Annotated in this window: 10 protein-coding genes and 2 tRNA genes; 8 read left to right on the forward strand and 4 right to left on the reverse strand. The window is 67.0% G+C overall.

What is annotated here, in order from left to right:
• Positions 1 to 172 precede the first annotated feature (172 nt).
• Positions 173 to 2506 carry a DUF1588 domain-containing protein gene (locus HUW62_RS39730; RefSeq protein WP_176437386.1) on the forward strand — a complete coding sequence of 778 codons (2334 nt, stop codon included), beginning with the start codon at positions 173 to 175 and terminating at the stop codon, positions 2504 to 2506.
• Between the two features lie 5 nt (positions 2507 to 2511).
• Positions 2512 to 3909 (forward strand): DUF1552 domain-containing protein, encoded by a 1398-nt coding sequence (locus HUW62_RS39735; protein WP_176437387.1) that lies wholly within the window; start codon positions 2512 to 2514, stop codon positions 3907 to 3909.
• Between the two features lie 390 nt (positions 3910 to 4299).
• On the opposite strand, the gene HUW62_RS39740 is transcribed toward HUW62_RS39735, so the two are convergent.
• From HUW62_RS39740 to HUW62_RS39750, 3 genes are all read right to left on the reverse strand, one after another.
• Positions 4300 to 4680 (reverse strand): hypothetical protein, encoded by a 381-nt coding sequence (locus tag HUW62_RS39740; RefSeq protein ID WP_176437388.1) that lies wholly within the window; start codon positions 4678 to 4680, stop codon positions 4300 to 4302.
• A 551-nt stretch (positions 4681 to 5231) separates the two neighbouring features.
• Positions 5232 to 5304 (reverse strand) — tRNA-Glu (locus tag HUW62_RS39745).
• A 13-nt stretch (positions 5305 to 5317) separates the two neighbouring features.
• Positions 5318 to 5390: transfer RNA gene (locus HUW62_RS39750), tRNA-Lys, on the reverse strand.
• 193 nt (positions 5391 to 5583) lie between these two features.
• Here HUW62_RS39750 and greB point away from each other — a divergent pair.
• The 5 genes from greB to HUW62_RS39775 all read left to right on the forward strand — a co-directional run bounded on the left by greB (position 5584) and on the right by HUW62_RS39775 (position 9746).
• The gene (greB, locus tag HUW62_RS39755) at positions 5584 to 6126 is read left to right on the forward strand and encodes a transcription elongation factor GreB (protein WP_163869256.1); all 543 of its coding nucleotides are present in this window, start codon (positions 5584 to 5586) and stop codon (positions 6124 to 6126) included.
• Positions 6127 to 6134: 8 nt separating this feature from the next.
• The gene (locus HUW62_RS39760) at positions 6135 to 7082 is read left to right on the forward strand and encodes a deacetylase (protein WP_163869255.1); all 948 of its coding nucleotides are present in this window, start codon (positions 6135 to 6137) and stop codon (positions 7080 to 7082) included.
• Positions 7083 to 7239: 157 nt separating this feature from the next.
• On the forward strand, positions 7240 to 8559 hold the full coding sequence (locus HUW62_RS39765) for a PhoH family protein (protein ID WP_163869254.1): 1320 nt from the start codon (positions 7240 to 7242) through the stop codon (positions 8557 to 8559).
• A 33-nt stretch (positions 8560 to 8592) separates the two neighbouring features.
• Positions 8593 to 8898 (forward strand): YbeD family protein, encoded by a 306-nt coding sequence (locus HUW62_RS39770; RefSeq protein ID WP_163869253.1) that lies wholly within the window; start codon positions 8593 to 8595, stop codon positions 8896 to 8898.
• An 86-nt stretch (positions 8899 to 8984) separates the two neighbouring features.
• Positions 8985 to 9746 carry a cyclopropane-fatty-acyl-phospholipid synthase family protein gene (locus tag HUW62_RS39775; protein ID WP_163869252.1) on the forward strand — a complete coding sequence of 254 codons (762 nt, stop codon included), beginning with the start codon at positions 8985 to 8987 and terminating at the stop codon, positions 9744 to 9746.
• Positions 9747 to 9795: 49 nt separating this feature from the next.
• Here HUW62_RS39775 and HUW62_RS39780 read toward each other — a convergent pair whose 3' ends face one another.
• A complete protein-coding gene (locus HUW62_RS39780) occupies positions 9796 to 10890 on the reverse strand; it encodes a diacylglycerol kinase family protein (RefSeq protein ID WP_176437389.1) in 1095 nt (364 codons plus the stop codon).
• 397 nt (positions 10891 to 11287) lie between these two features.
• Here HUW62_RS39780 and dnaK point away from each other — a divergent pair, with 397 nt between their 5' ends.
• Complete coding sequence (gene dnaK, locus HUW62_RS39785) at positions 11288 to 13192, forward strand: molecular chaperone DnaK (RefSeq protein WP_163869250.1); 1905 nt, start codon at positions 11288 to 11290, stop codon at positions 13190 to 13192.
• Positions 13193 to 13366: the final 174 nt, after the last annotated feature.

A 13366-nucleotide genomic window follows, 5' to 3' on the forward strand; every position in this document is an offset into this window, starting at 1 on the left:
GGACGGGTGAGTCGCCGGACATGGACGCATGGCCTAGCACTGAAGCGCACGCTCCGCCCCTGATGAAATCTTGTGGGCACCGGCGCGCCCTCACAGGTCGCCCGGCAAGGACTGAGCCCCTCCGGCATGGCCTGCTTGCCATCCCACCAGCCGTCCGTGGCAATCTGGCCGGATGAACCGCGTCCTCCTGCTGGCCGGACTATTGAGCCTCGTTGCGTGCAAGGGCTCCATCGGGTCCAACGACACCAACGACGGAGGTCCCAACAACCCAGGGGGACCCGATGGTGGACCCGGGGGGGACCTGGCCGCCGCGTGCGTGGTGCAGTCAGTGCTCGCCGCTCGCTGCGCGAGCTGTCACGGCGCGCTGCCGACCCAGGGGGCGACGATGCCGCTGCGCGCCCTGCACGACATGCGGGTGAGCTCGGCGACGGATGGGAGGCTCAGCAACGCCCAGCGCGCGCTCATCCGCATGCGCGACAACGCGTCTCCGATGCCGCCGGTCCCTCATGAGCGCGCGAGCGCAGCCGAGCTCACCGCGCTCGAGACCTGGATCGGGGAGGGGATGCCCCTCTGCAATGGCACGGACGGCCCGCCCGCGACGGTGGTGCCCGAGCCCAACCTGCTCGATCAGTCCGCGCTCTTCAGTTGCACCGAGGGCGTGCGCTCGGATGCGCCGACGCGCATCCGCCGCATGAACCGGCGCGAGTTCACCCGCAACGTCGGTGGCTCGGTGGAGCGAAGTTGGACCGGGTTCAGCTTCTACGACAACCCGCTCGACCCGAGCGCCATCGAGCAGTACAGCTCCTGGGCCACGGACGAGACGCTGGACGAGGCCTCGGTGGAGCTCTTCCTGCCGGTGGTCGGCGAGGCCGCCGCGCCGTGGACGATGAACTACCCGGATGGCAACCGGATGGAGCGTGTCTTCACCGACAGGCGCTTCAACTGCATGTTCGTCGAATCGAACCCGAGCGACTCCTGCAAGCGGTTCCACCTCGGCCAGATGCTCGAATTCGGTGTCTTCTTCCGCCCACCCACCGAGGATGAGCTCACCCGCCTCACCGCCTTCGCGACCGCGGTCATCGCGCAGGAGCCGAGCAACTCCCCGCAAAACCGCGCGGACTCCATCACGCGGATCTCCAACGCCGCGTGGATGATGACCGGCGCCATGTTCCGCCGCGAGATGGGCGGCGCGCCGGCGGACGGTCGCGTGGAGCTGACCAGCCTCGAGCTCGGCTCGCAGCTGTCCTACGCGCTGGCGGGGCGCGCGCCCTCGGCCACGCCGAGCTTCGTGTGGCCGCATTACTCGGCTCCCCTGGAGGGGCATCTGGCGGACGTGGCCACCGCCGCGAAGGACGGCTCGCTCATGCAGGATGCGACGACCACCGCCCTGATCCAGAAGCACCTGGGCGGCGTCGACGCCCACCAGAACGGGACGCCGCGCTTCGACCTGGTGCAGGACTACAACGAGGACCAGCGCTCCAAGCGCGGGCAGTACTGGCTGGGTGACGGAGTCGCGGGCTTCTTTCGCGAGTGGCTCGGCTACGGGCACGTGTCCGCGGTGTTCAAGGAGTCCCCGGCGGCGACCTCGCGCTTCGAACTCGAGGGGCTCGGCTACATCAGCGCGGTCTCTTACGACAACCTGCTCACCAACTTCCATCCGCTGGAGCCGACCTTCATCCAGCAGTTCGATGATCTGATTGCCCGGGTGGTGGTCGAGGATCAAGACGTGCTGGCGAACCTGCTCACCACGCGCACGTTCTACGTGCCCTCCATGCAGAACGCGGCGTACGACTCACACAAGGGCCTCTCGCACCCCTACAACGTCAGCGAGATCCTCCCGGCGACCGTCGCGGGCCGCTGGAAGGCGCTGCCTGCCGCCGAGCGCGCGGGCGTGCTGACCCATCCGGTGTGGCTGGCGGCGCACGGCGGCAACTTCGAGGATGACCCGTCCATCGTCCACCGCGGCAAGTGGGTGCGCGAGAACCTCTTGTGCGGCTTCGTCCCGCCGCTCAGCAGCGTGCAGGTGGCGGCACAGGTCGGCGCTCACGCGGCCGACAAGAATGCGCGCCGCCGCCTGCAGGAGGCGACCGCTGGAGCGCAGTGTCAGGGCTGTCACCGCCTGATGGAGCCGCTCGGCCTGCCCTTCGAGATCTACAACCACGCGGGCTTCCTGCGCGCTCGGGACCACTCGACCAGCGGAGGCTGGACCACGCCGGACGGAAGCTCGACGCTCACCTCGATGCCGGACCCCGCGCTGAACGGCGCGGTGCGCGACGCGGTGGAGCTGAGCGAGCGCCTGGCGACCTCGCCGCACGTGAAACGCTGCTTCGTGCGACAGGCCTTCCGCTACTTCATGGGACGCCCCGAGAACCCGAGCGACGCCTGCACGCTGACGCGGATGGAGCAGACCTATGATGAGAACCATGGCTCGTTCTCCAAGATGCTGACCACGCTGATGACCAGTGACACCTGGAAGACGCGGCGTGTGCCGCAGGCTGGAGAGTGACTGCCATGTTCTCGCGACGAACCGTCCTGAAGGGCATGGCCGCCGGCCTCTTCGCGCCCTACTTCCACGACGTCTATGCCCAGTCGCCAGCGTTGCCGGCGCGCCTGGTGCTGGTCCTCGAGTGCAATGGCGTCTACCCCCGCGCGCTCCTGAGCACGGGCACCCGCGCGGCGCTGGGTGGACGCGCCAACACCTCCGACCGCCTCTTCTGGGACGCGTACAAGGACACGCCGCTGGTGCGTGAGGGCGACAATCTCGCCAGCGCGATCAGCCTCGGGCCGCTGGCGGCGTCTTCCGGCAACATCGACCTGGTGAATCGCTCCGCCGTGCTGCTGGGGCTCTCGAACCTCATCGCGGGCGGCGGGCACTCCAGCGGGACGGGCGGGCTGAGCTGCGCGGTGAACGGCGCGGGCGCGACCTTCGACGCCGTGATTGCTCCTCGCCTGCGCCGGGGTGCACCGTTCGACGTGCTGCGCCTGGGCACCAGCTCCGCGCGCGTGTCAATCGTGTACGAGACCTGCGCGCTCGGACCGCGCAAGCCCGCGGGCATCATCGTCAACCCGTCGCTCGCGTTCGACAGCACCTTCGGCTCGCTGCTCGGTGGCTCGACGAATGGGCGAGACCGCAAGATGCTCTTCGACTTCGCGCTGACCGACTCGCGCAAGGCGCTGGCGGAGTTCAGCGGCAACTCCAACGAGCGGCTGAAACTGGAGCGCTACGTCTCCTCTCTCGAGTCGCTGCGCACGCGGGAGGACCAGCTCGCGGGCATGGCGGACCGCGTGCGGCCCTACCTGCCGCTGGCGCCGAAGGACAACCCGCTCATCACCGGCGCGGGCTCACCGCCCGACTCGCTGAAGTGGTTCGAGGCGCAGTTCCAGATCGCCACGGCGTCCCTCCTGGGCGGGTTGACGAACACGGTGGTGCTGGCGACGGGCACCTCAGGTTTTGACGTGGCCTACGGCCCGGATGTGACCGACATCCCGCGACACAGCCTGCAGCACGGCCTGGATGCGGGGCAGAACTGGGATCGCGTCGCCGAGGTCACCCGTCGCCACGTGCAGTTGGTGGCGAACCTGGCGAGGACGCTGGCCGCCACGCCCGAGGTCGGCGCGAGTGGATCGATGCTGGATCACACGGCGATTGTCTTCATGTCCGACAACGGCGAGCAGCACCACTCGACCTCGCGTGAGTGGCCGAAGCTCGTGGTGGGCGGCAACGCGCTGGGCCTGAAGACAGATGGGCGCACGGTGGTGTACCCGAAGTACGACGCGGCCCGGAACCGGCAGGTCTCCAACCTCTTCAACACGCTCGGCCACGCGTTCGGAGACGCGGACTTCAATACCTTCGGGCAGGAGGGCAGCACGCGAATCGCTCCGGGTCCGCTGAGCGAGCTGTATGGCTGAGTCGCGGGTTCGTCATCCCGCCCCGTCCCATGCTGTTTCCTGGTGTGCCTCTCAATCCTCGCTGGAGGGGCACACTGGGGGCACATGGATGTACGGCGCTAGTTCGTGCTGATCTTGTCCTGGGAAGACTGGAGGCCATGGGGGCGCCGGATGCCCAGCTCGACCATCACCTCGCGGGATCGCCTGGCCATCTCGTGCAGTTTGGCATTGGGGTGAGCACCCAAGCGCACAAGCTCGCGCTGCTCGAAGCGGATTCCGCGCTTTGAACCTCTATCAAATGTGAGGATAGAGGCTCTTGAACTGTGCGTTGGAAGAATCCGACCATCACTCACGGGCTTGCTTTCCACGGGACTGATTGCGAGCCCTATATGCTTTTCAAGACAGTAGGAACTATTGTTTCGGGCCGTAGGGCGACCCGTGGCCGACATAAATCTGGTTACATTCTCCATTTACATCCCATGAGAAGCCAACAAAGCTGGTGTCGTTGATTGACTTGAGTACCTCTAGTAAATACTGATTTGTCGTCTGGCAGGCGACAAGTGTTCCCTGTGTGTTCTGCGCTTCGCAGGTGCCAGAAATGCCGCTGGTCGTTGCTACAATTTGGCACACCAGGTACTGAGTGAAGTCTGACGAGTTTCGAGCAGCTCCCATGCTCGCATAAGCGGCACGAAGCTGGGTGTTGATAAACACGTTGCGGTCGTCCTTCATCCCCCCAGCAGCTAGCCCGCCGGACAGCAAAACGCCCAGCACCATGATGCGCATCAAGTTCATGTCTCCCCCCAGCTTTCGTGACTCGTTCCTTGGGATTTTTATCGAAACGTAGTCCCGGTGCAAATTCAGATCGGCACCCAAACGAAATCCTCTCGAAATCAGACACATTGCATGTGTGTAATTTGGCTGCATGTGCGTCGCCCCTAGCCACTCCCGGAATCCGCACGCATTTACGTGCGGGGCAGCGCACTTCACCGCTGACTCGGCCCAAGCCGAAGGGCCCACGTAACCATGAGCAACGCACTCACGAGGACTGCCACCGCGCAGGCAGAGGCTGGCGGGCGCGCTATCCGCCCTTCGGGAACTACCTGCTCGACGTGGCGGTCGTCCGAACGAAGGAGGGCTTCAAGTGGACTTGACCCGGCGTAGGGCCATTGCAAGGCGCACGTGTCCGGAAGCTGTGCGACCAAACTCGGCCTGATGATGACCGCCCGTGGAGAGTCCCGTTCATGGGCCGCTGGCGGCGTTGTTCCGGCCCAAAGGAGCAACACGGAGCGGCCAAAAACGAACGGGGCTGGACGGTTTGCACCGTCCAGCCCCGCGTTCCTACTTGTCCCCGACGGGATTCGAACCCGTGTTACCGGCTTGAAAGGCCAGCGTCCTGGGCCTCTAGACGACGGGGACGTCGCCACCTACATGAGTCGCGGGGGGATCGAACCCCCGACCCTCGGCTTAAAAGGCCGGTGCTCTACCATCTGAGCTAGCGACTCGCACTATTCTTTTGTCCAAAATCCACGTGCGGCCCTCCCGGGCCTCGGAGGCAGGCGCTTCCTACCCGAACTCCTTCGCGCTTTCCACTGGCGAGCGCACGTCCCCCTTCCTGACGATGACTCCCCGACTCCCGGTGAACGCCGGGGGCCCCGTCCCCACGCCGTCGTCAGGCATCGGCGGTATACAGAGGGCATGGCCCACCAGGACCTCCCCCCTGAAGAACACGAAGACCTGGAGGCCGAGGACGGCGAAGAGAAGGCCCCGTTCCGCCGCTACCTCACCCGCTCGGGCGCCGAGCGGATGCACCGGGAGCTCATCCGCCTGCTCAACGTGGAGCGCCCCAAAGTCACGGCCGAGGTCTCCGCCGCCGCCGCCCAGGGCGACCGCTCCGAGAACGCCGAGTACATCTACGGAAAGAAGCGCCTGCGCGAAATCGACCGCCGCATCCGCTTCCTACAAAAGCGCCTGGACACCGCCACCATCGTCACGCCTTCTGAACAGAGTGACCGTGCACACGTTTACTTCGGCGCCACGGTCACCCTCGAGGACGAGGACGGAGCTCGCACGACGTACCAGATAGTCGGGTCTGATGAGATCGATGCCGCCGGAGGTCGCATCAGCGTGGAGTCCCCCATCGGGCGCGCCCTCTTGCGCAAGAGCGTGGGCGACTCCGTCGAGGTGCACCGCCCCCGGGGCGACATCGAGCTGACCGTCATCGACATCCGCTACGACTAGGAGGCCCCATGCCTCGGACGCTGCCCATCAACACCCGCTTCCGCCGCATCTATCAGCACCTGAGCGGGGCGGACCTGGCCGCGCCCGATGTCGAGGAGCTCTCCCTCGAGGACCTGGGCCTGGGCGACTCCCAGAAGACCCGCGTGGGCCTCCTCTTCGGCACCTACAGCCACCAGGGTCTGGAGCGGGTGCTCCGCGCCTACGGCCTGCTCCAGCGCGCCGAGGAGCGCGTGGGGCCCATCGAGCTGCGCATCCAGGGCGAGGACCCGTTCCGCCCCCGCGTCGTCCTGTGGAGCCGTCGCTTCTATGCCCCCGTCGCCGACCTGTCCCTTCGCATGGCCACCGGCGCCGAGGTCGGCCTCGGTGACGTGCTCGCCACCGTGCCCCTGCTCTACGTGGACGCGCTGCTGCTCCAGAACCCGGGCCGCTCCTTCGACTGGCACCGTCCACCGCTGCCAGGACAGAGCCACCCCGGGCTCGCGCTCTCCGCACCCCTGCTGGAACTCCTGATGCTCATGGCCCGTCGCATCGGCGCGGAGGCGCTGGCCCTCACGCCTTCGACCTTCGCCGCCGCGAGCGTCTATGACCGGCGCTTCCTCTTCGTGGACGGCGCGGCCCAGGGGAGATTCCTCGCGCTGCGCGGCGCTGGTGGGAAGCGGCCTCGCTGGCTGCTCGCGTGGGCCGTGGAGCTGGGCTGCATGCGCGACGCCGACGGGCAGCACATCCCCTTCACCCCCATGCCCATGCTGTCGCCGCTCAGTCGCAGGTTGATCCGCTCGTTCGACGCCAAGGCATGGGCCGAGGCCCGCGAGCAGACCGGCCGGCGGGTGCTGACGCTCGACGAGGAGGCGCTCCAGCAGCGCTTCCCCTGGGAGCGCATGCCCCCGGGGCCACCACCCGAGCGACTGGCGGAGCTCTTGGGGTACGACCCGCTCGCCCCCGTGCTCGCGCACTGAGGGGAGTGGCGTGGGGTTTCGAACAGCCCGCGCCTCCGACACCATCCTGGCTGCTTCCGTCGGAGCCCCTGTCTATATTGGAGTGGGCGTCAGGCTCAGCCACGTCGCACGGTCCCCAGCGGTCGCACCCGAACCAATCAGGTCGCGCGAACCCACGATGCGAAAGAACTTCATCCTCGATACCAACGTCCTCCTTCATGATCCGCGCAGCATCTACGCGTTCGAGGACAACAACGTCATCATCCCCATCTACGTCATCGAGGAGATTGATCAGTTCAAGAGAGATCTCTCCGAGCTGGGTCGCAACGCCCGCATGGTGGCGCGCTACCTGGACACGTTCCGCGCGGAGGGCTCGCTGAAGGAAGGGGTGCCCATGCCCAGGGGCGGCATGCTCCGGGTGTGCTTCACGGAGCGCGACCTGCCGCTGTCCATGGCGGACAGCAACCTGATGGACAACCGCATCCTCGCGGTGGCCATCGACCTGATGGAGCAGGAGCCCGACACCCAGGCCGTCTTCATCACCAAGGACACCAACCTGCGCATCCGCGCGGATGCGTTGGGCCTCATCGCCGAGGACTACGACACCGAGCGGGTGGAGATCACCGAGCTGTACACGGGCTTCACCGAGCGGCTCGTCCCCAAGGAATTGGTGGACCAGATGTACAAGCCCGGCGCGGAGGTGGAGCTGCCGGACGTGGACACGCTCTTCCCCAACCAGCTGGTGCTGCTCAAGGACGAGACGAATCCGTCGCACACCGCCATGGGGCGGCTGCACGGCCTGAAGAACCGGCTGGTGCCGCTGCTCCGCCAGAGCAAGGAGGGCACCTGGGGCATCCGCCCGCGCAACATGGAGCAGGCCTTCTGCCTGGACCTGCTGCTCAACGACGACATCAAGCTCGTCACCATCGTCGGCAAGGCGGGCACGGGCAAGACGCTGCTGGCCATCGCCGCGGGACTCCAGAAGGTGACGGAGGAGAACCTCTACCAGAAGCTCCTGGTGAGCCGTCCCATCTTCCCCCTGGGACGGGACATCGGGTATCTGCCCGGCAGCGTCGAGGAGAAGCTCAACCCCTGGATGCAGCCCATCTTCGACAACGTGGAGTTCCTGATGAACCTCAGCCGCGCGGACAAGAAGGCCGGGCGCGGCTACCACGAACTCCTGGACCTGGGGCTGATGGAAATCGAGCCGCTCACGTACATCCGTGGCCGGAGCATCCCCAACCAGTTCATCATCGTGGACGAAGCGCAGAACCTCACGCCCCACGAGGTGAAGACCATCATCACCCGCGTGGGAGACAACACGAAGATCATCCTCACGGGGGACCCGTTCCAGATCGACAACCCCTACGTGGATTCGACCAACAACGGGCTGGTGCACGTGGTCAATCGCTTCAAGAGCGAGAAGATCGCCGCGCACATCACCATGGCCAAGGGCGAGCGCAGTGCCCTGGCCGAACTCGCCGCCAACCTGCTCTAGGCACCCGCGGGTGCCTGTTCGAAGAGACGTGTCATGACGACCGACGGCCCTGGAGATACCCCTCCGGAAGACGGAGAGAAGAAGCCCCTCATCGAGTACCCCTCGGTCTACACCTTCAAGGTGATGGGCCTGCAGGGCCCCGGCTTCCCGGAGCACGTGAGGGACTTGTTCCGGAAGATGATGGGCACCGAAATCTCGCCGGACTCCATCCGCGAGCAGCCCAGCAGCAAGGGCAAGTACCTGTCCCTCAGCGTGTCGGTGTACCTGCTGTCCGAGGAGCAGCGGCGCACCATCTATGAACACCTGAAAATGGACCCGCGCATCGTCTACTACCTGTGACGCCGGACGCGCGCGGCCTCCTCCCCCGGGTGGGAGGCCCGCGCCGTCTCTGGAAGTCCGGGCGGGGTTGGGTATATGAGGAGCCCATGAGCCCGGCAGACTCCTTTCCGCTTTACCACCCCGCGGACGCCCGGCGCGCGTTCAGCTCGGACGACGTGACTCGGCGGTTCGCCAAGGTGGCCCAACTGGAGCCTGGCGCTCGGGTGCTCGTGCTCGGGTGTGGCGCGGATGGCGCCGCGGCGCTGCTGCTGGCCCGGGAGATGGGCTGTTCCGTCGTCGCCGCGGACATGGACGAGTCCCTGGTCTCCGCCGCCCGCGAACGCGTGCGCAACCAGGGCCTGACCGACCGCATCGACGTGCGCGGCGTGTCCCTGGATTCGCTCGGCCTGCCGGATGGAGCCTTCGATGCCATCCTCGTCCAGGGCCGGGTGCTGTACACCCTGCGCGGGACGCTGGCCGCCCTGAGGCCGCTGCTGGCTCGACGAGGGCGGCTGGGGATGACCTTCCCCGCGAGGGTGGGGCGCTTCCTGCCCAAGGCCGCCGCGGAGCTGTGGGAGCGCCGTCTGGGCGCGCCCCTGTTGCTGCCGCGCGAGCTGCTCCAGTCGCTGGAGCTGAATGGCTTCGAGCCGGAGTCGGCGGAGTCGCTGCACGACGTGGAACTCGACGACTACTACCGCGAGGTGGAGGCTTGTCTGCGGCCCACGTCCGGCCCCCAGGCATCCCCGCTGCGCGAGGAGCTGGCGCTGCACCGCGAGAGCAACGGCAAGGCCAGCGTCAGCTACGCCTTCCTGGTGGGACGCCGCAAGGAGCCGGGCGAGAAGCCTCCGGCCTCACGCGACAGGGGCTGAGCGGAAGCAAGGGGAGGGCGGCAATCGCACCGTCCCCCCGCAGCGCGGGCTAGTTCAGCGCGCCGTTGAAGTCGACGAGCTCGATGGACTCGGGCGCCACCGACAGCGACACCTGGTCCCGATATCCGGCCGCGTCGCCGCCCACCTGGAAGGGCATGGGGCGCGCGAAGCGGATGGTGGCCTCGCGGACGTGGAAGTCGTGCAGGCCCTCGGGGAACCAGCGGCCGTTCCACAGCTTGGGCAGGTTCGCGAGCACCTGCGTGGGCGTCACCTGGCCCAGCCGCAGCTGCATGAAGCCGCGCCGGCCACACGCGAAGGGGAACATCCGGAAGCCATAGCCGTAGAAGGGCATGGTGCCCGCGGCGGCCATCATCGTCTTGCCCCGGAAGATCAGCTCGCCAGGGGCCACCGGCTCACCCGTGGGCTGGCCGTCGGGACCCAGCCGGTACGCCTCGCCCGCCTGGCCGTTGACGACCTCGCACTCCACCCACGTCGAGTGCGTCAGGTAGTGCGGCACCGTCTTGCAGGCCACCGCGGAGAAGTACCCGCCGCTGCCGGACAGCATGCTCTTGAAGAGCCCCTTGCCCAGGTTCTCCTTCACCCAGATGTAGTCGTTGAGCACCTTGCCATCCACGCCCAGCCCCGCGAAGGGCGCGCGCTGGCCGTCCACCATCAGCAGGTCCATGGGGCGGAAGCCCGGGACTTCCCCGGTGCGGGCGCGCAGCACGTCGTTGAGGATGCCGTCGCCCCGGGTGCCGGAGGCGTTGACGTGGGCGGCGATGCCATTGCCCGTGCCCAGCTTGAGGATGCCGAAGCGGGGCGCCTGCTGACCGGCGAAGCGGCCTCGGGGGCCGACCTGCTGGAGGATCTCGTTGACGAAGCCCATGAAGGTTCCGTCGCCGCCGCCCGTGAAGACCATGGGATAGCCGCGCTCCAGCACCGTCTGGGCGATGCGCCGGCCGTCCAACTGCGAGCGGGAGAGGAACAGGTCCTGCTCCGGCACCACGTGCGACAGGGACTTCACCACCCGGGCATCCACCTTCCGGGCATTGGCGTTGAGGAGCACCGCGACCTTGGGTTCGACAGACGCGTCCGCCGACGGGGAGCGGCGGAGGTCCGGAGAGCGCAGGGGCTGAACCAGCATGGGGACAGGCTCCAGGGTAGGTGCGGGTGGGGGAACCCGACATCGACGCGCTGCCGCAATGTGCACTTTCATTGCCAACGGGTGACGCGGGGCGTCAGCAGGCGGGCAGGCATGTCATTCCAAGGGGTTGCAGCGTTGGTTGCAGTGCGGAAGGTCGCCTGGTTGCTACCTGGGGGTGGCGGGGGTGTAGAGCGCGTTACGCACCCGTGTCGTGAAGGTGGCGATGGCGTGACGCGGCAACCAGCCTCGTGCGCACTGCGCTACGCACCCGGGAGCATCACCTTGTGTCAGAGGGCCCGACGTCGCCTCCGGTTTGACACAGGGGGGTGGGTGGTTACGTTGGGCATACATCAGGAGCTTTCGCAGAAAACGCAGTTATTTCCGGAGGATACGAACCGTGGGCAAGATTATTGGGATCGACCTGGGCACCACGAACAGCGTGGTGGCGATCATGGAGGGTCGCGAGCCCAAGGTCATCGTCAACGAGGAAGGCAGCCGCATCACGCCCTCGGTCGTCGCGTTCACGAAGGACGGCGAGCGGCTGGTTGGTCAGGTGGCGAAGCGCCAGGCCATCACCAACCCGGAGCGCACCATCTACTCCAGCAAGCGCTTCATGGGCCGGCGGCATGACGAGGTGACCGAGGAGGCCAAGCTGGTCCCCTACAAGGTTGCTCGGGGGCCCAACGGCGACGCGCGCATCGAACTGGACGGCAAGCAGTACAGCGCCCCGGAGATCAGCGCGCAGGTGCTGTTGAAGCTGAAGCGCGCGGCGGAGAACTACCTGGGTGAGAAGGTGACGGAGGCGGTCATCACCGTCCCGGCGTACTTCAACGACGCCCAGCGCCAGGCCACGAAGGACGCGGGTGAAATCGCGGGCCTCACGGTGCGGCGCATCGTGAACGAGCCGACCGCGGCGGCGCTCGCGTACGGCCTGGACAAGAAGAAGGACGAGAAGATCGCCGTCTACGACTTCGGCGGCGGCACGTTCGACATCTCCATCCTGGAGGTGGGCGAGAGCGTGGTCGACGTGCTCGCGACCAACGGCGACACGCACCTGGGCGGTGACAACATCGACCAGCGGATCATGGATTGGCTCATCTCCGAGTTCAAGAAGGACACGGGGCTGGACGTCCAGAAGGACAAGATGGTCCTCCAGCGCCTGAAGGAGGCGGCGGAGAAGGCGAAGATCGAGCTGTCGAGCGCGACGGAGACGGACATCAACCTGCCGTTCCTCACGGCGGACGCGTCCGGTCCGAAGCACCTCAACCTGAAGCTCACGCGCGCCAAGTTCGAGGCGATGATCGATGACCTCATCGAGCGTTCGCTGGAGCCGTGCCGCAAGTGCCTGAAGGACTCGGGCGTGGACCTGAAGGACCTCAACGAGGTCGTGCTCGTGGGCGGTACCACGCGCATCCCGAAGGTGCAGGAAGCGGTGAAGCGGCTGTTCGGCAGGGAGCCGAACCGCTCCGTGAACCCGGACGAGGTCGTCGCCGTCGGCGCGGCGGTGCAGGCCGGTGTTCTCTCCGGCGAGGTGAAGGACATCCTCCTGCTGGACGTGACGCCGCTGAGCCTGGGCGTGGAGACGCTGGGTGGGGTGATGACCAAGCTCATCGAGCGCAACACCACCATCCCCACGCGCAAGTCGGAGACGTTCTCCACGGCGGCGGATGGCCAGTCGCAGGTGGAGATCCACGTGCTCCAGGGTGAGCGCGAGATGGCGAACGACAACCGGAGCCTGGGCCGCTTCCACCTGACGGGCCTGCCGCCCGCGCCGCGTGGCGTGCCGCAGATCGAGGTGACGTTCGACCTGGACGCCAACGGCATCCTCAACGTCAACGCCAAGGACAAGGCGACGGGCAAGGAGCAGAAGGTCACCATCACCCACTCGTCCGGTCTGGCGAAGGACGAGGTGGAGAAGATGGTCGCCGACGCTCGCTCGAACGAGGCGGCCGACAAGGAGCGCCGCGAACTGGTGGAGCTGAAGAACCAGGCGGAGGCCCAGTCCTACGCCGCGGAGAAGCTCGTCAAGGAGAACAAGGAGAAGCTCACTCCTGACGTGGCGAAGGCGCTCGAGGACAGCGTGGCGGAGCTGAACAAGGTTCGCGAGGGTCAGGACAAGGACGCCATCAAGTCCGCGCTCGAGAAGCTCCAGGCCGCCAGCTACAAGGCCGCCGAGGAGATGTACAAGGCCACGGGTGGTGCGCCGGGTGGCGAGCCTCCTCCGGGCGGCGGCGCTGCTCCCGGGGCTCAGCCGGGCGCGAAGAAGGACGACGTGGTGGACGCCGAGTTCCGCCAGTCGTAGCCCCCAGGGCCCCGTGAGGCCCGGGTGGTGAAGCAGAGGGCCGGTGCTCCCGCCACACGCGGGGCGCCGGCCCTTCTGCGTTTCCGGGGCCCGAGGCTCCAGGCTTGGAGTTGGGGGCCTCGGGATGTTCCGAAACGCTGGATGGCCGTATGCGAGGCGGGACGAGGGGTGGGC

It is taken from the genome of Myxococcus sp. AM011, assembly GCF_013372595.1.
Classification (GTDB): Bacteria; Myxococcota; Myxococcia; order Myxococcales; family Myxococcaceae; genus Myxococcus; species Myxococcus eversor.